This is a genomic window from Stenotrophomonas nitritireducens (assembly GCF_050984405.1).
Taxonomy (GTDB): domain Bacteria; phylum Pseudomonadota; class Gammaproteobacteria; order Xanthomonadales; family Xanthomonadaceae; genus Stenotrophomonas; species Stenotrophomonas nitritireducens_B.
This window is the reverse complement of record NZ_CP158790.1, coordinates 3,296,990-3,312,437: the sequence shown is the minus strand read 5'-3', so window position 1 is coordinate 3,312,437 and position 15,448 is coordinate 3,296,990. Positions and strand designations below refer to the sequence as shown.

Sequence of the window (15,448 nt, the reverse complement as noted above, 5' to 3'; positions counted from 1 at the left end):
CGTCAGGTCTGCCCCATCTAGTAGAATCCGGATTCGATTGACCACGGCCAGGATTGCGGGAACGCCCCGCATACAGGCCCTGACAGATGGAGCATGCATGGCCTGGAACACACCTGGCGGCAACGACAGTGGCGGCCCCGCCGACAACCGGCGCGGATCGCGCACGCCGCGCGGCGGCAATGGCGGCGGCGGATGGGGCGGACTGCCCGGCCCGCTGCGCGACCTGTTCGACGGCGGCATCTGGCGCTGGGTACTGCTGGCGGTGGCGCTGCTGGTGCTGTTGTCCAGCTTCCAGCTGATCGGCGAACAGCAGCGCGGCGTGGTGCTGCGCTTCGGCCAGTTCTCGCGCATCCTGCAGCCGGGCCCGAACTTCAAGCTGCCGTGGCCGATCGAGTCGGTGGTCAAGGTCAACGCCACCCAGATCAAGACCTTCAGCAGCAACGTGCCGGTGCTCACCCGCGACGAGAACATCGTCAACGTGGCGCTGAACGTGCAGTACCGCGTGGACGACCCGCGCCTGTACCAGTTCGGCACCATCGACGCCGACCAGGTGCTGGAGCAGTCCGCGCAGAGCGCGGTGCGCGAGCAGGTGGGCCGCGCCGACCTCAACACCGTGCTCAACAACCGCGGCCCGCTGGCCGTGGCCGCCGAACAGCGCCTGGAAGCCTCGCTCAAGGCTTACCGCACCGGCCTGGTGGTCACCGGCCTGACCCTGCCCGACGCGCGCCCGCCGGAAGAAGTGAAGCCGGCCTTCGATGAGGTGAACGGCGCCCAGCAGGTCAAGGAACGCCTGATCAACGAAGCCCAGGCCTACGCCGCCAAGGTGGTGCCCGAAGCGCGCGGCCAGGCCTCGCGCGCGCGCACCACCGCCGAAGGCTACAAGCAGGCCATCGTGGCCCGCGCCGAAGGCGATGCGCGCCGCTTCACCCTGCTGCAGGCCGAATACAAGAACGCCCCGGAAGTCACCCGCAAGCGCCTGTGGCTGGAAACCGTGCAGCAGGTGCTGGCCGAGAACCGCAAGGTCATCGGCGGCGACGGCCGCCAGCTGATCTACGTGCCGATGCCGGCCGATGCCGGCAAGACCGGTAATGCCCCGCAACTGACGCCTGAAATGGCGGTGCCGGCGCTGCCGCCCACCACCGACAGCATTCGCAACGCGGACCGCTCCGGTTCGCGCTCGGCAAACCGTGAGGAGGCCGGCCGATGAAGAATTCCCTTGTGATCGGCCTGCTGGTCGTGCTGCTGATGGGCCTGCTGGGCTCGGTGTACGTGGTGCGCGAAGACCAGACCGCCATGGTGCTCAACCTGGGCAAGGTGGTGCGCTCGGACATCAAGCCCGGCCTGCACTTCAAGGTGCCGCTGGTGGAAACCGTGCGCGTGTTCGACCGCCGCTTCCAGGTGCTGGACACCGCCCCGGCGCGCTACTTCACCGCCGAGCAGAAGGACGTGAGCGTCGACTTCTTCGCCATCGGCTACATCTCCGACGTGCGCGCCTACTACCGCGCCACCGGCGGCGACGGCAAGGTAGCCAACGCCCGCCTGGCGCCGATCATCACCGACTCGCTGCGCAACCAGATCAACGCCCGCACCCTGCAGCAGCTGGTGTCCGGCGACCGCGGCGAGCTGATCGCCGGCCAGCTCAAGGGCATCAACGAAGCGGTGCAGACCCTGGGCATGCAGATCATCGACCTGCGCATCAAGCAGATCGACCTGCCCACCGACAGCCAGGTGATCACCGACGTCTACGAGCGCATGCGCGCCCAGCGCAAGCAGGAAGCGGCCAAGCTGCGCGCCGAGGGCGAGGAGCAGTCGCTGACCATCCGCGCCCAGGCCGACCGCGAAAGCACCGTGCTGGTGGCCGAGGCCGAGCGCGACGCCCAGCAGCTGCGCGGCGAGGGCGACGCCCAGGCCGCGGCCATCTACGGCAAGGCCGGCTCGGCCGACCCGGCGTTCTATGCCTTCTACCGCAGCCTGGAGGCCTACCGCGGCTCCATGACCGACGGCAACGGCGTGATCGTGCTGGACAAGAACGACCCGTTCCTCCAGTACCTCAAGAACGACCGCTGAGCCTCCAAAGCCCCTCTCCCTCCGGGAGAGGGGTTGGGGTGAGGGCAGGGGGCGAAGCCCTCGAGTTGTTCCCTATCCCTGGGCTTCGCCCGCACCCTAATCCGCCCTACGGGCCCCTTCTCCCGATGGGAGAAGGGGAGAAACAGCCCCCCATGCAAGACCTCCTCTCCGCCCTCTGCCTGGTCGCCATCCTCGAAGGCCTGTTCCTGTTCGCCGCCCCGCTGGTGTGGAAACGCCTGGCCGCGCGCCTGCTGGAACTGCCCGCCGCGGCCCTGCGCCAGTCCGGCGGGCTGATGCTGGCCATCGGCCTGGCCGTGCTGTGGTGGCTGCGCCACTGAACCGCTGCCGGCCGCCCGCCGCGGCCCGGGCCGGCGGGGGTGGTAGCCGCCAGGCAAAACCCGGATAATCCAGAAAAGCCGGCCGGGGCACTCCCGTTCGGCTTTTTCCGTGTAGGGCGCATGCGTTTGCCGGCCGCCCCCCGATGGGGCCGCCACCCAGGCAGGCCCGCCGGCCCCGCACGGTCCCGTCCGCGGCCCCGATGGCTGCAGCCAACCTAGGAGTCACCCGTCATGGGTCAATCAGTTGTTGTTCTCGGCGCCCAGTGGGGCGATGAAGGCAAGGGCAAGATCGTCGATCTGCTCACCGAGGAAATCGGTGCCGTCGTGCGTTTCCAGGGCGGCCACAACGCCGGCCACACCCTGGTCATCAACGGCAAGAAGACCGTCCTGCACCTGATTCCATCCGGCATCCTGCGCGACGACGCGCTGTGCCTGATCGGCAATGGCGTGGTGATTTCCCCGGCCGCGCTGAAGAAAGAGATCGAAGAGCTGGAAACGGCCGGCGTGGAAGTGCGCTCGCGCCTGAAGATTTCCCCGGCCGCGCCGCTGATCATGCCGTACCACATCGCCCTGGACCAGGCGCGCGAAAAGGCCGCCGGCGGCAAGGCCATCGGCACCACCGGCCGCGGCATTGGCCCGGCCTATGAAGACAAGGTGGCGCGCCGCGGCATCCGCATCGCCGACCTGCACTACCCCGAACAGCTGGCCGAAAAACTGCGCGCCGCGCTGGACTACCACAACTTCGTGCTGACCAAGTACCTGGGCGTGGAACCGGTGGATTTCGACGCCGTCTACGCCGAGGCGCTGGCCTTCGGTGAGTACGTGGAGCCGATGAAGAGTGACGTGGCCGGCATCTGCCACGACCTGCGCAAGCAGGGCAAGCGCGTGCTGTTCGAAGGCGCGCAGGGCGCGCTGCTGGACATCGACCACGGCACCTACCCGTACGTCACCAGCTCCAACACCACCGTGGGCGGCGCGCTGGCCGGCACCGGCGTGGGCGCGGATTCCATCGACTACGTGCTGGGCATCGCCAAGGCCTACGCCACCCGCGTGGGCGGCGGCCCGTTCCCCACCGAGCTGGACGATGAAATCGGCCAGGGCATCCGCGACCGCGGCGCCGAATACGGCGCCTCCACCGGCCGCCCGCGCCGCTGCGGCTGGATGGACATCGTCGCGCTCAAGCGCGCCGTGGCCATCAACGGCATCACCGGCCTGTGCATCACCAAGCTGGACGTGCTGGACGGCATGGAGAAGCTCAAGGTGTGCATTGCCTACGAATACCGCGGCAAGCGCACCGAATACGCCCCGCTGGACGCCCAGGGCTGGGAAGAGTGCACCCCGGTGTACCTGGAATTCCCGGGCTGGAGCGAGAACACCCACGGCATCACCCACTGGGACGACCTGCCCCCGGCCGCCCGCGCCTACCTGCGCTCGCTGGAAGAACTGGCCGGCTGCCCGATCAGCATCGTCTCCACCGGCCCGGACCGCGACCACACGATGGTGTTGCAGGACCCGTGGGGTTGAGGCCTTAGTCCCAGGAGCTGGGTCACTAGCTCCGAATTGATGAGGTCGAACTAAGAAGCCCCGCATGTGCGGGGCTTCTTGTTGCTAGTTAAAGAAATTTCAGTTTATCGCTAACAATAAGCAGAGCGGTTATTTCTCGGCGCAGACTTGGGGTGGTGTCCGTTTCAATTGCCAGTTTGTACATAAGAGAATTGGCGGGGCTTACAAAAAGGCCATAAAAAATAACGCTCGCTTTCGGCCAAGAGCGGAGGTGTCAATGCGCCTCGCTATGCTGCGTTTCGTCCGAAAGAAAATAGACAAAGAGGTCCTTTTTTGCTGCCGGCCCTTACAGCCCATCTCATGGCTGCTTAAATAACGATCGCTGCTTCCCTTCCCGCACGGCAGGTTCTATAGATTGAATCGCACGTAATGTCTTCAGTACTTGTTCTGCCAAGTGGGCTGAGTCGGTATTCTTGATCGCGGCGAGTAACCCCACAGTCTCCGGCATATCCGAAGGTCTGGCAGGACGTTCTCCAAACTGAACGAAGGGTCCATCCGACTCGGTAAGTAATCGATCCTCTGGTATGAATCGAATGAGTGCATGCGTCTTCGCATTCCGCATCATCTCTGCGTTCACCGAGAAGTAACACCCCTGCTCGATCGCCCGATGCGCTTCGGACTTCGTCCCCGTGAACCAGTGCAGCACCGGGATGCAGGTCGGATTCTTCAGGTTCTCTTCCAAGGATCCGAGCACCCACGCGACCGAACGGACGCTGTGGATGCTCAGTATCTTGCCGCCCTGTTCGCTACATGCCCGGAGTATCCGATCAAATAAGCGTCGCTGCTGCTGGAAGCTCGCATAGAACCTAGGGCTGGCATCCAACCCTACCTCTCCGACATAGTCGGTGCACTCGAGCAGCCTTTCGAACAACGGCAACTCGTCGGACCGCTCCGCAACGAGTTGCGGATGCAAGCCTAATCCGACGGTCACATAAGGAGAGCCGAGGGCGAAGTCGACATTGCGTGCGAACGCCTTCGGCGTCGTTGTTACCGCAAGTGTCGCGATCCTCCGTGCATCGCACTCACGGATGACTCCGAGATGGTCCTGGTACAGATCCAAGTGGCAATGGAAGTCGACCCAGCTTGGCGATGCATGACTCATGTCTGTCATTCCAAAGGCCGTGCCTCGACGTTCTGGAGCAGGTCGGCAACCTCTTCCAAGCCATCCCGATAAACGGCCTCATAGTCCCCCCAATCGTCAGGAAAGTCTATTAGCGGCCCTGGCTTATGGATGTCGAAGCGGGCACGCCCCGGCTTGGTACGGAGACGCGAGATGGCCAACTGGAATGATCGCACGTGCTCGCCCTCGGCCGACTTGCTGTCGAGCTCGGCATTTTCCAGATCCTCGAGTTGGTATTCGGTGTCGTCCTGGCCGAATCCACGCTTCAACGCAGCCCGCCTGATCAGGCAGGGAACACAATGTCCGCAGTTCTTTGGCTTTCGCCGCTCCTCGTCCGCGGAGAACCTGGCCTTCGCAGGCGATGAACACGAAATAGTCTCCTTGGCGTGCTCCCGGAGGAAGTCGATGTCCTCGCACTCCTCGACCATCTCGCCCTTCGTCATATGACGATAGCTATTGTGGAGAGATCCGCCGAGTCCTATGGCTCGCAACAGTTCGTTGAAGCGGGACATGTAATACGGGTGGGTCGTTCGCGTACTCAGCGATCCGAGTCGCAGTGGATCCAGTGGCACGTTCAGCGAGATCAGGCCGTTCTCCGGCACATGGATGGTCACGTTCCTCCCGATGGCGTCCGCTGCGAGTGCGGCCAGGGAGAAAAATAGAAAGGAGCGGGCGCGCAAGGTATTCTCTGCCCAGCTGCCATCGATTGCTCCCGTCTCGAAACCAACCCGCGCGCGTACCGAAAAAAATGATACGTCTTTATATCGCTCCTCCAGCGCATTGAGACATACATCTTGGTGCTTGCTGGTAACACTGTCCCAGTAATGACTGACCAGTAGGACGCTTTTCCCCTCCGAAAGAAGATCAATGGCACCAATAAAGCTGTCCAGTCCTCCGGAAAAAAGACACACGTCGGTCGGACGTTCCGCGAGCGTCTCCGTAAGCGGTTCGATGATCCGCGCCGCGGACGGCGACCTGGGGCGGAATGTCACCGTCCACCGATCGCCTGTCAGGAAATTCAGCGTCCTCTCCAAGAGAGACACGACCGGTAGCCATGCCTCCTGATCGTGGACCGGAAGACATATCTCCAGTTCCCTCGTCCACCCGTCCTGCCCTTCCTTGCTTCTTTCGACACGTGTATCCGCTGCGGTTATTGCGGCGGCCAGCATCGCCAGGTCCAGAGACCGCTCGGAGGGTTGGAGGCCCAGCCGTTCCAGCTTGGATAGGACGCCGCCAAGCAGACGGTCGATATCGGCGAATCCATCGAAAGCGAATTCCGTGGCATGCGAACCCTCGAGCCGCGTGGCGACTACCAGTCTGTCATCGGCCCCTACCCTGAAAACGATTGATTGCCTGCTCATTCCACATCTCCTGCCATCGCTGAGACCAGTTCGAAAGCTGCTTCGTAGATACGTTCGACGGTCTCCTTCACCTGCTCGTCCGTTTTCTCGGCAAGCCCATCGAAATGCTCGCCGAGGTGGCCCCTGACGCAGTTGGATACGAATCCGTGCAGTTGCTCCTGAACCTGCTCGACCCCGTCGACGGTCTCCGGGAAATCGATAGCGTGCGTGCCGATGTCGGCTATCACGCGACCCTCGATGGTGTAGATGACGAAGTCTTGGAAGAACTCGGACAACTGCTCCGGTGTCATCTGCTCGAATGTCTCCCCACCGGCATCTGCAAGACCCGCGATCGCGTCGAGCATGGCCTGCCTCGCGATGGCCTCGTCGATCCGTCCACCGGGTGGGCAGATGGTTTCCAGCATCGCGACGAACACGTCCGCCGCCGGTCTGCCGGAAAGATGTTGCAGATTGAGCTTCTGCAACGTCGCAGCCGCGCCCTGCCGGTTGACGTCGCGGATGACCTGTAGCAGCTGGGTTCCGGCGCTGCGGGAGGCACCCATCCGCCTGGCGGCCTTACGCGCAGACCCGGTCCCGTTGCGGACGTACTGCGATATCGATCTACGCAACGTGTCCGAATCACCGCTCCTGACGAACCGCGTGAAGTTGCCCTTTGCGGTACTGAGCCGACCCGCCGACGAGACGTCCGGCACGGCGGCGGGCACTTTTGGCGCCACCTCTGGCGATGCTCCCGCCGCTCCACCACCACCGGGAACAGCTGTGGGCGCAGCGGCGCCTGGCGCGGTGTCGTCAACCCAACTCGGAACAAGCCCACTCGGGGCACCACCGTATCCTTTCGATGTCCCCATGGCTCACTTGTCTCCCATCTTCGAAATAGCGCCGGCCGCAGCCTTGAGGGTGGTGCTGTCTGTCTGCTCGGACCAACTCTTGAGGAGACCTTGGTAATCACGCAAAACGGCAAGATCCTTGAAGACGTTTCCGAACGCTGCGGGTACCCAAGCACCCAGCTTGGGCACGGGAAGTTCCTTCGCAAAGTCCAACAGCCTCCGCTCCAATTCCGGGCGAATCTTCACCAGCTCCACCAAGCCCCGGGCTCCCGGGGGTTCCTTCGCGAACGACTCTCCCTGGAGGACGCGCATACGCACGACATCGAAGAGTTCCTCGGCAGCAGCGGCCGTCAATTCCCCCGCCTCCTTCGCGGCAGCCTTCGCCTGGATGGGTCCGGCCATCAGACCGTCCGCGATCTGCTCGAGTCGGCTGGCGCTACCGGAACCACTGAACAGCATCCGCTTATCGCGGGTGACGAACACGTACGGCCGGAGATCAACGTCGGCCAGCTTGGGTTCGAGAGCTGCCCACGACTTGATCCAGTCGATCTTCAGCCAGTCCTCGATATCTGTCGGAACCGCCGGTTTGGCCGACTTGGCACGTATCAGCGCCCCCGCCTTTTTGGGCTCGGCAGGCGGCTCATCAGAGTCGGCGGGCGCGGCGATATGCTCTTCGAGGCTCCGAATGCGTGGGGAACGCCCCTCCATCGCGGCGCTCGCTTCACGCGCTATCTCGTCGAAGAAATCCGGCTTGAATCGCTCCGCCAGCATCAGCTTTGCGAGCACGGGCACGGTTACCTGCGCAGCGAATCCACGCGCCTCGCCGATCTCCCTGCGCAACAGCATGGAGTTCAGGAAGCGCTTGATCTGGCGAGGGTTGCCCTTGGTCCCTTCCGCCAGCATTGACGTGATCTGGTTCGCCAATACCAGCGCCTGACCGACGTCCGGCCCCTCCTTGCCAAAGGCATCCGCCAACGTTTTCGGCGTAATCCCCTTGCTCAACCAAGGCTGCCGCATATCCTCGCGCGCCTGCCCGAGCAGCTTCTTGAATCCCTCGTCGCCCGGACCCAGCTCTGCTTCGACCAGCAGGAGAGTGATGTAGGTTCGTGTCTCCGCGACGCCGAGGGCGGGAATGCGGAAAGGAACCTGAATCAGTTTCTCCAGATAATTCCGTGCATAGCTCACCGGGCCCGCAGATGGCGGGAGGTCGGGGAAGTGATCCCTGACGGCATACTCGATCATCATCTCGTCGGCACCAATGACGAATGCGGTTCGATCGACGAAAAGGAAAAGTCGTATTGCCTCCAGCGTACCGATCGCGGTCGGCGGCAGGCACCTGTCCAGATCGTCCACCATCACGACCAGTTGTTTCACCTCCGCCGCGTCGAGGAGCTCTAGGAACTCTTCGCGGAACGCGTGGATATGTGCGGGGACGCTGTCTTCCTCGGCCTTCATGAGAAAGCCGGAGGCTTCGTCCGCGAATCCCTCGATGTCCTCGCGTGAGAGTTCCCCGGCACTCTTACCGAGCGCAGACCTGGCAGCGCCGATGAGGTCGCCGATCTGACCAAGCGTTGGGATGCCCGTCGCAAGCGTGAATGCGAGTCCGCCCGCCTTCTTCGCCGTCTTCAGCCAATCGACGCGCTTCAGCAGCTTCTTTGCGGCATCCTTGACCTTCTGTGATTTCGGTCTAGCCCGCTTCAACTCCTCGATGATCGTCTCGAGGACCACGGTCTTCGCGTCCTCGAACCCCTCGAATGCCCAGCCGTTGAACCAGATGCACAGGACACCATCCGTCCCTTCCAAGGAAGATTGCGCCATCTTGAGGACGCTGGATTTACCGGCACCCCAGTCACCATGAACGCCGATAGTGATCGGCACCCCCGGTGATTTCTCGATGAGCTTTACGACGGTCTTGGCGATCGCCTCGTACTGCAACATGTCCGTCGCAGTTTCCTGATCACTGATGAACATCCCCCCCTCCTTCACGATTCAGATTTTCTTTCGACCAAAGCGAACGCATTACCTAAAGCGGAGCGGATCCAATGTTGCTGAACAGGCCTGAAACTCGTTCCGGACGACAGTATCATCCTCTTCTTTTTTCCCCAAGCATCGGCAAGACGTCTCAAATACGCGATTCCCTCGATCAATTTGCTTTCTCAATAGCTTCATTGAACTCCGGGACGGTTGCGTCAGGGATCCTGGAATTGATGAATGCTCCATTCGACGGTGGAGTGAAACCTGAGAAGTGAAGTCCCATTGTGCGTTCTCCGTTGACGCGCAATGCCTGAATTGAGTCGACCTGCGAAGCGGGTTCGGCTTGATTGAGTTTCTAGTAGTCAGTCCGTCATAGTCGCCCATGTGCCAATTACGCCAACGAGTAGTCCAGCAATACCCACGATTAAGCTTGTCCAGCTAAGTGCGCCAGTTTGCCCGGCCTCAAATATCCACTGGCTCCAATTCGGCCTATCGATTCGCATGCGCTTTACCCCGGTCTCAAATTTCGAATCATGGGAGTATGAGAAGCGACCAAGTGCTCTTGCGAGATTCCCTTTAATGTTCCCAATCTTTTGTGAAGCCAGATGGGTAAGTGCTTCAACCTCGACCTCGAATAGCTGATTCGAAGTTCTACCTGTCTTTGGGTTGGTAAAAAAGTAGACATCAAGAGAGAGTCTGTATTTCTCTCCGGGTTTTTCTACAAGGTAGTTGTGGCGCTCGTTCGTTACCTTGAGTACGTGCTCAAACTGTGCAGAGGTGAGATCCGGAAAAGCTTTCAACGCCATCGTGTGAAAGTTGTTCACAATCTCAGACTGCAGCGCAGGCTCCGATGACTCCTGTTGGTACTCACTGCGCTTGAACTCGCCCTGTGCCTGACTGAGCATCGACTTGGCGACGATCTTTGGGTTTCCGCCATCTCTGCGGACGCGCAACAATGAGTGATCTCGAAACAGCGTTAATGAGCTAGTGTCATAGTAGTCGTCCGTTACGTTCTTTCTATTCTCGGGGTTGACCGTATAGTCGGCCAAGCCAAACATTCCCTTCAAGGTGTCAGCGAAATGGGCAAGCTCTTGAGACCGCATTGACGCGAAAAGCTTTACTTGTGTGGTTGAGCTCAATTGAATCTTGATTTCATGCTCGGTAGCGCCGTCAATTTCCGTGGTCAAAAATGTCTCTCCTAACTACTAACTGTCTTATAGGCGGGGCTCGTGGGTCCGGCTATGCGGCTTATCCACAAGGCACCGTGTGGTGGGCTTCCTTTTTGATGCCGCTCGATATTAGGGCTGCTCTCAGCGGAGGGCCCCAGTGACCGCTGCAAGCTCGCTGCGGTAGAGATTCTGATGCCCGCTATGGGCCGAAAGCAGTCATCTGGATATCGCCTCTTTCAATGCTTGGTCACTGACATAGACATAGCACCCCTTCATTCCCCGGCTCATCAGTGTTTTGTAGGTATTCCGGATGATCCGATCCACCCGGTCGTGAACCTCGGAGTTGCGCTTGGTCTGTGACTTGTAACCCCAAATCGAACGGTCCTGCTTTGAGCGCTTGCTTGGGTCGGTAACGAGTCGGCCATCGCGCCAAGCCAGGTCTGGGCCGATGATCACGCCTACGTAGTCCATCTCCAGGCCTTGGCTGGTGTGGATGCAGCCGACCTGCTCGACGGAATTGTCGGCGATGGCCCACAGGCTGCCGTCGCTGCCCAGGTTCCATTGGGCGCGGTAGTCGTGTTCGGGGATTTCGATGTCCCAGGCGTTGGGGTCTTTCTTGCTCTTCCAGTCCCAGCAGTAGCCGGCGACCATGCGCGATTTGTTGTTGGCGCGGTTCTTCTCGCGGATCAAGTGGTGCAGGTCGCGTGGGGAGTCGACGATGCCGAACTCGAAGGCGCCGCGGTCGAAGTCGGTATTGGCGGTCTGACGGATGCCGAGCAGGTTGTCCAGCCATGCGATGTAGCCGTCCGAGCCGGCGCAGCGGAATTGGGATGACAGTTCGAGCAGGCTGACCTCGGCGTCAAAGTAGGCCGCCCAGCGGCGCAGTTCTTCGGTATGGCCGATGTCGGACAGGGTGACTATCTGGTCGTCATCGACGAAGAATACGGTGCAACGGGCGCTGCGGATCAGTTCCATGACCTGGTTGTCGCCGAGGTTGCCGTACAGGCCGCTCTTCTCGTTGAGGCGGTGGGCCTCGTCCACCACCAGCACGTCGAAGGTGTTGGGCTCGGTGGTGTGGAAACCACCGGAGCCGGAGAACAGGCCGGCGATTTCGTACTTGCGGATATGCCCGGCAAGCTTCTGCGCGTAGACGGCGCGCGGCGCGGCGTTCTTGGAAACGTACTTGGTGGTCAGGCCGCGCTTGGTCAGTTCGACCAGCAGGTTGATGGCGACGACCGATTTGCCGGTGCCCGGGCCACCCTTGACGATGACGACCTGCTTGCGGGTGTCGCTGGCCTGGGCCGCGCGGGCGAGGCAGTTTTCGTAGACCAGTTTCTGGTCGTCGATCAGGACGAATTCCTCGTTGCCCTTGAGCATGCTGGCAACGCTGTCGGCCAGCATCTTGGACGGGCGCACGCGGCCGTTTTCGATGCGGTACAGCAGTTCGGCCTTGTCGCCACGCTTGACGTGCTGCTTGATGAAGGCGCGCAGCTTCTGCTTTTCGCTCGGCCCGCGCAGGAATACCGGCGCCTTGTCCAGATGGGCGGCATAACGTGGGTCGTCGATGGCGCCGTTGCGCACATGGTTGTGCAGGTAGGCACAGGGTTTGAGCTGGATGCCGCCTTCATGCACGGCCTCGTTGAAGCCTTCCAGCAGGGCGGCGTAGGACCAGGCCTGGTAGCTGGGGTGGATGCCTTCGGTTTCCACCGGGCCGCCGCGCTGGGCGATGATGATGCCGTCCTTGTCGGTGACCTTGGACTCGGACCACTGCTTGAGTTCAACGATGATCGCGCGCGGGTCGCTGTCGGCGGCATGGCCGCTCAGGATGAAATCGATGCGCTTGTTGCTATAGGGAATGCCGAACTCGATGCCGACGCCCATGTCGTCGGGCAGGTCGTCGTCGCTGAGTACGTCCACCATCTGCATCAGCGAATGGCGCCACGCTCGGAATTCCGGGGTAGGGGCATACCGCTTGGTCTTCTGGAGGAAGGCCTGCGCTACGATTTCCTCGATGGCGTTTTCCTCGGAATCCCTGAGGAACCCGGACCGTGTGGACTGATAGACAATCACGCTGGCTCTTTCCCTGATGTTTCCCCGCTTCCGTGAAGCTCGGTGTACTTGTCGCTGCGCCCTTTTGCAAGTTCAACCGGGTATTTCTTTGCGTTGAGCGCGAGTTTTCCGCGCGCGGCGTCGGCCGGGTCGATCTGCAGCACATCGCAAAGGCGCAACAGGTAAAGCAGGACATCGGCAATTTCCGTGCCGACTTGAGCCTTGCGCTCGTCGGTCAGGTTCCGGCTCTGAGTTTCGGTGAGCCATTGAAAGTGTTCCATCAGCTCGCTGGCTTCGATGCTCAGGGCCATGGCGAGGTTCTTGGGGCTGTGGAACTGCTCCCAGTCACGCTCCTGTGCGAACTGGCGCATGGCGGACTGGAGTTCATGGAGTGCGTCGGACATGGCATCGATTTGCTGTCAGAAATTTCTGAACATGGTAATCCCCGATTGACGCCGGTGGGCTTCGGTAGCATCCTCGCGCCACGGAGCCTAGAAACTCCCCACACAGCGGTACCCACCTCCGATAAACCGGTGGGTTTTTTGTGCCTGCTTCGCGGGCGCAACCGACGCGATGCCTGCGTCGGGAGGGCGGCGAATACAACACCCGCAAGGGAAATAAGCCCGCCGTCTGTGTGCGGTTTCTAGCCTCCCGACTTCCCGTCCGCCGTTCGCGGCGGGCGGCCACTTCACGGAAGGAGACGGCAACGATGGCAAAGCACACATTGGACGATGACAGGCCGGGCTACTACCTGCCCGCGGACAGCCAGCAGCGGCTGGTGCGGCTGAGCGACCACATCCGGTTCCTGCTGCGGTTGATGCGGCCGCTGGCCGATGCGGCGGGCGGGCCGGCGCGCGAGGTGCGCATGGCCGAGGTGGCGTTCTGCCTGGAACTGTTGGGCGACCAGGTGGACCTGGTGCTGGATGAGATGTCGGGGCCGGCGCAGCGGGCGGTTCAGGCGGGCGCGCCCGCACGCTACGCGGCGGGCGAGGCGCAGGGCTACACCTTCGGCGTCACGTTGGCGCAGATGGACACGCTGGAAGGGCTGGTGCGCACGCTGGCCGCGCATGGCGACGTGGTGGCCACGGGCGATGCGGCAGGGTGGGTGGGCGGTACGTTGCCGGCGATGGGCAGTGCGGTGTTCGATGCGGCGGCCGCCGTGCGCGGGGTGCTGGATGCGGTGGAAACGCAGCGGCTGGCGACGGGCGCGGATGCGCGCTCGCGGGTGGAGGAGGCGCGGGCGGTGTATGCGGTGCCGGCGCGTCTGTCCGCCGATCACACGCCGGTGGAGGCGCAGCTGCCTTACGGCGACTATCTGCACTGAGGCGGGCGTACAACCCGGGCGGTGCAGCCGTGGGCAGCCGGGCTTTCGGCACGCCCGTAACCGCATGGGTGCGGACGGCTTGTGTCACATAGGGCGCGTGGCCCACGTCGCTTCTCCCGAACAAGGCAATCGGCGATGCTGCCGCAGCAAAAAGGGGGGAAGGAATGACGCACGGGCAGCAGGACGACAACAGGGATGCGCAGGGCAGTACGCTGCCCGCCGAGCCGATCAACTGGTCGCCGATTCCCGATGTGGGCGCTGGCGACGAGTCGTGGGTGCTCAACCTGTGGCGGCGCGGTTGCCGCGAGCCGGCGCTGATGTTTTCCGCCGCGTATGTGCTGGTAGCGTTCCTGGGGTTGTGGTCGAGCGCGTGGTTCTACCAGGGCTTTGGCATCACCATTGCCGATTACCTGCAGGCCAGCGATTACCTGGTGGCGGGCCTGCGCGACCCGGCGTATGCGCTGATTTTCGCCATTGGCGTGCTGCTGGCGGCGCTGGTGAGCTGGCCGGAGGCGCTGCGCCGCCGTTACCCCGAGTACGTGGCCGACCTGCGCCGGCGCCGCTGGTGGGCGCGCCTGGCGTTCCCGCGTTCGCGGATCATGACGTGGGATGGCGTCGGCATCCACCCCATCACCGGCGTCAGCCTGGTGGTGGCGAGTTTCATGCTGCTGGGCTCGGCGGTGTACGTGCAGACCAAGGGCGAGCTGGTACGCGAGAAGGGCCGCGGCACGCCGGTGCGCGTGCATATGCTGGGCGATGCCGCGCCGCTGCCCGGCGAGGCGCGGCTGTTGGGCACCAGCAGTGCCTTCGTCTACCTGTGGTGGCCGGCGCAGCAGCGTGCCGAGGCGTTGCCGATCACGTCGGTAAGGCAAGTGCAGGGCATGCCGAAATCAGCCCGTAGCGCCAAGGCACCGCAACCAGCGCCCGCCGCTTCGCCCGCTACGCGCTGACCCGCTTACGCCTGGTCCAGCGGAATGCCGTTGAGCTGGCGCTCCACGATTTCCAGAATGGTCGGCACGCTCACGCCGAAGGAGCCGGCGCGCCCCGCATCGAACGCCTGCCGCCATTCGTCGTAGCCCTTGCGGTAATCGGCGGCCGGCGCCTGCGGGCCCACGTACACCATGCCGCTGCGCTCGAAGGTCTGTTCGATGACCGGCGCATGCGCCAGCCGCGTCATCACGCCGCCGGGCAGGCCGGGGTGGCGCAGGCGCAGGCCGTCGAGCGTGACGTGGAAGATGCGCCCGCCCAGCGGGTGCGTTTCCACCAGGTTGATCAGCAGCGTGGGCTGCTCGTCGGGCCCGCGGCCATTGCAGCGCCACAGCTGGCCGGCGGCGTAGTCGGTGGGAACGGGCGGCTGGCTCATGGTCACGGTCCGGTGGGTGGACCGCCGATGATGCCTTGCGGCCGCCGCCCTGACGTTGCGCAATCGGGCCGGATGCGCCCGGTCAGTGCTTGGTGTCGTGCTTGCGCCCGCTGCCGGATTTCTTGCCGCCGCCGTCCTGCTTGTTCACTGTGGCCCAGGCGATGCGCTCGGCGGTCTTGGTGCTGGCGCCGCGCGCTTTCTCGCTCTTTTCGATGTGTTCGGCCTGGCGCTTCTGCTTGTCGGTGTAGCTGGATTTGTCGCCCTGGGTCATGGCGGCGCTCCCTGGGTGGGTG

15 protein-coding genes are annotated in these 15,448 nt (G+C 62.8%); 6 read left to right on the top strand and 9 right to left on the bottom strand.

Annotation, left to right across the window (positions count from 1 at the left end; all coding sequences use genetic code 11):
* The first annotated feature begins 97 nt into the window (after window positions 1–97).
* From hflK to ABTV91_RS14790, 4 genes are all read left to right on the top strand, one after another.
* Window positions 98–1,207 (top strand): FtsH protease activity modulator HflK, encoded by a 1,110-nt coding sequence (gene hflK, locus ABTV91_RS14805; protein ID WP_433852105.1) that lies wholly within the window; start codon window positions 98–100, stop codon window positions 1,205–1,207.
* On the top strand, window positions 1,204–2,067 hold the full coding sequence (gene hflC, locus ABTV91_RS14800; RefSeq protein WP_433852104.1) for a protease modulator HflC: 864 nt from the start codon (window positions 1,204–1,206) through the stop codon (window positions 2,065–2,067). Before hflK ends, hflC begins: the two co-directional genes overlap by 4 nt.
* A 152-nt stretch (window positions 2,068–2,219) precedes the next feature.
* Window positions 2,220–2,405 carry a DUF2065 domain-containing protein gene (locus ABTV91_RS14795; RefSeq protein ID WP_433852103.1) on the top strand — a complete coding sequence of 62 codons (186 nt, stop codon included), beginning with the start codon at window positions 2,220–2,222 and terminating at the stop codon, window positions 2,403–2,405.
* 231 nt (window positions 2,406–2,636) lie between these two features.
* Entirely contained in the window at window positions 2,637–3,929 is a 1,293-nt protein-coding gene (locus tag ABTV91_RS14790) for an adenylosuccinate synthase (protein ID WP_433852102.1), read from the top strand.
* Between the two features lie 337 nt (window positions 3,930–4,266).
* Here the strand turns inward: ABTV91_RS14790 and qatD are convergent, their stop codons facing one another.
* From qatD to ABTV91_RS14755, 7 genes are all read right to left on the bottom strand, one after another.
* A complete protein-coding gene (gene qatD, locus ABTV91_RS14785; protein WP_433852101.1) occupies window positions 4,267–5,070 on the bottom strand; it encodes a Qat anti-phage system TatD family nuclease QatD in 804 nt (267 codons plus the stop codon).
* A gap of 5 nt (window positions 5,071–5,075) precedes the next feature.
* The gene (gene qatC / locus ABTV91_RS14780) at window positions 5,076–6,449 is read right to left on the bottom strand and encodes a Qat anti-phage system QueC-like protein QatC (RefSeq protein WP_433852100.1); all 1,374 of its coding nucleotides are present in this window, start codon (window positions 6,447–6,449) and stop codon (window positions 5,076–5,078) included.
* Window positions 6,446–7,057, bottom strand: coding sequence for a Qat anti-phage system associated protein QatB (gene qatB / locus ABTV91_RS14775; RefSeq protein ID WP_433854196.1), 612 nt, complete (start codon window positions 7,055–7,057; stop codon window positions 6,446–6,448). The genes qatC and qatB overlap by 4 nt, the downstream gene beginning before the upstream one ends.
* 243 nt (window positions 7,058–7,300) lie before the next feature.
* A complete protein-coding gene (gene qatA / locus ABTV91_RS14770) occupies window positions 7,301–9,247 on the bottom strand; it encodes a Qat anti-phage system ATPase QatA (RefSeq protein ID WP_433852099.1) in 1,947 nt (648 codons plus the stop codon).
* 365 nt (window positions 9,248–9,612) lie between these two features.
* On the bottom strand, window positions 9,613–10,437 hold the full coding sequence (locus tag ABTV91_RS14765) for a CYTH domain-containing protein (RefSeq protein ID WP_433852098.1): 825 nt from the start codon (window positions 10,435–10,437) through the stop codon (window positions 9,613–9,615).
* A 198-nt stretch (window positions 10,438–10,635) separates the two neighbouring features.
* Window positions 10,636–12,339, bottom strand: coding sequence for a DNA/RNA helicase domain-containing protein (locus ABTV91_RS14760; RefSeq protein ID WP_433852097.1), 1,704 nt, complete (start codon window positions 12,337–12,339; stop codon window positions 10,636–10,638).
* A 146-nt stretch (window positions 12,340–12,485) separates the two neighbouring features.
* Window positions 12,486–12,872, bottom strand: coding sequence for a nucleotide pyrophosphohydrolase (locus ABTV91_RS14755; protein ID WP_433852096.1), 387 nt, complete (start codon window positions 12,870–12,872; stop codon window positions 12,486–12,488).
* 305 nt (window positions 12,873–13,177) lie between these two features.
* On the opposite strand from ABTV91_RS14755, the gene ABTV91_RS14750 reads away from it, so the two are divergent.
* Together ABTV91_RS14750 and ABTV91_RS14745 are read left to right on the top strand one after the other, a co-directional pair.
* A complete protein-coding gene (locus ABTV91_RS14750; protein ID WP_433852095.1) occupies window positions 13,178–13,792 on the top strand; it encodes an XAC0095 family protein in 615 nt (204 codons plus the stop codon).
* A 164-nt stretch (window positions 13,793–13,956) separates the two neighbouring features.
* Window positions 13,957–14,742: a hypothetical protein gene (locus ABTV91_RS14745; protein ID WP_433852094.1), complete on the top strand. Its 786-nt coding sequence runs from the start codon at window positions 13,957–13,959 to the stop codon at window positions 14,740–14,742.
* A gap of 5 nt (window positions 14,743–14,747) precedes the next feature.
* Here the strand turns inward: ABTV91_RS14745 and ABTV91_RS14740 are convergent, their stop codons facing one another.
* A complete protein-coding gene (locus tag ABTV91_RS14740) occupies window positions 14,748–15,155 on the bottom strand; it encodes a hypothetical protein (RefSeq protein ID WP_433852093.1) in 408 nt (135 codons plus the stop codon).
* Between the two features lie 82 nt (window positions 15,156–15,237).
* Window positions 15,238–15,426 carry a hypothetical protein gene (locus tag ABTV91_RS14735; RefSeq protein WP_427853173.1) on the bottom strand — a complete coding sequence of 63 codons (189 nt, stop codon included), beginning with the start codon at window positions 15,424–15,426 and terminating at the stop codon, window positions 15,238–15,240.
* Window positions 15,427–15,448 lie beyond the last annotated feature (22 nt).

Bases quoted from the DNA above. Each gene is read 5' to 3' on its own strand.
- ABTV91_RS14740 (WP_433852093.1), bottom strand. From the start codon at position 15,155: ATGAGCCAGCCGCCCGTTCCCACCGACTACGCCGCCGGCCAGCTGTGG.
- hflC (WP_433852104.1), top strand. From the start codon at position 1,204: ATGAAGAATTCCCTTGTGATCGGCCTGCTGGTCGTGCTGCTGATGGGC.
- ABTV91_RS14750 (WP_433852095.1), top strand. From the start codon at position 13,178: ATGGCAAAGCACACATTGGACGATGACAGGCCGGGCTACTACCTGCCC.
- ABTV91_RS14745 (WP_433852094.1), top strand. From the start codon at position 13,957: ATGACGCACGGGCAGCAGGACGACAACAGGGATGCGCAGGGCAGTACG.
- qatA (WP_433852099.1), bottom strand. From the start codon at position 9,247: ATGTTCATCAGTGATCAGGAAACTGCGACGGACATGTTGCAGTACGAG.
- hflK (WP_433852105.1), top strand. From the start codon at position 98: ATGGCCTGGAACACACCTGGCGGCAACGACAGTGGCGGCCCCGCCGAC.
- ABTV91_RS14755 (WP_433852096.1), bottom strand. From the start codon at position 12,872: ATGTCCGACGCACTCCATGAACTCCAGTCCGCCATGCGCCAGTTCGCA.
- ABTV91_RS14795 (WP_433852103.1), top strand. From the start codon at position 2,220: ATGCAAGACCTCCTCTCCGCCCTCTGCCTGGTCGCCATCCTCGAAGGC.
- ABTV91_RS14735 (WP_427853173.1), bottom strand. From the start codon at position 15,426: ATGACCCAGGGCGACAAATCCAGCTACACCGACAAGCAGAAGCGCCAG.
- qatC (WP_433852100.1), bottom strand. From the start codon at position 6,449: ATGAGCAGGCAATCAATCGTTTTCAGGGTAGGGGCCGATGACAGACTG.
- qatD (WP_433852101.1), bottom strand. From the start codon at position 5,070: ATGAGTCATGCATCGCCAAGCTGGGTCGACTTCCATTGCCACTTGGAT.
- ABTV91_RS14790 (WP_433852102.1), top strand. From the start codon at position 2,637: ATGGGTCAATCAGTTGTTGTTCTCGGCGCCCAGTGGGGCGATGAAGGC.
- ABTV91_RS14760 (WP_433852097.1), bottom strand. From the start codon at position 12,339: ATGGTGGACGTACTCAGCGACGACGACCTGCCCGACGACATGGGCGTC.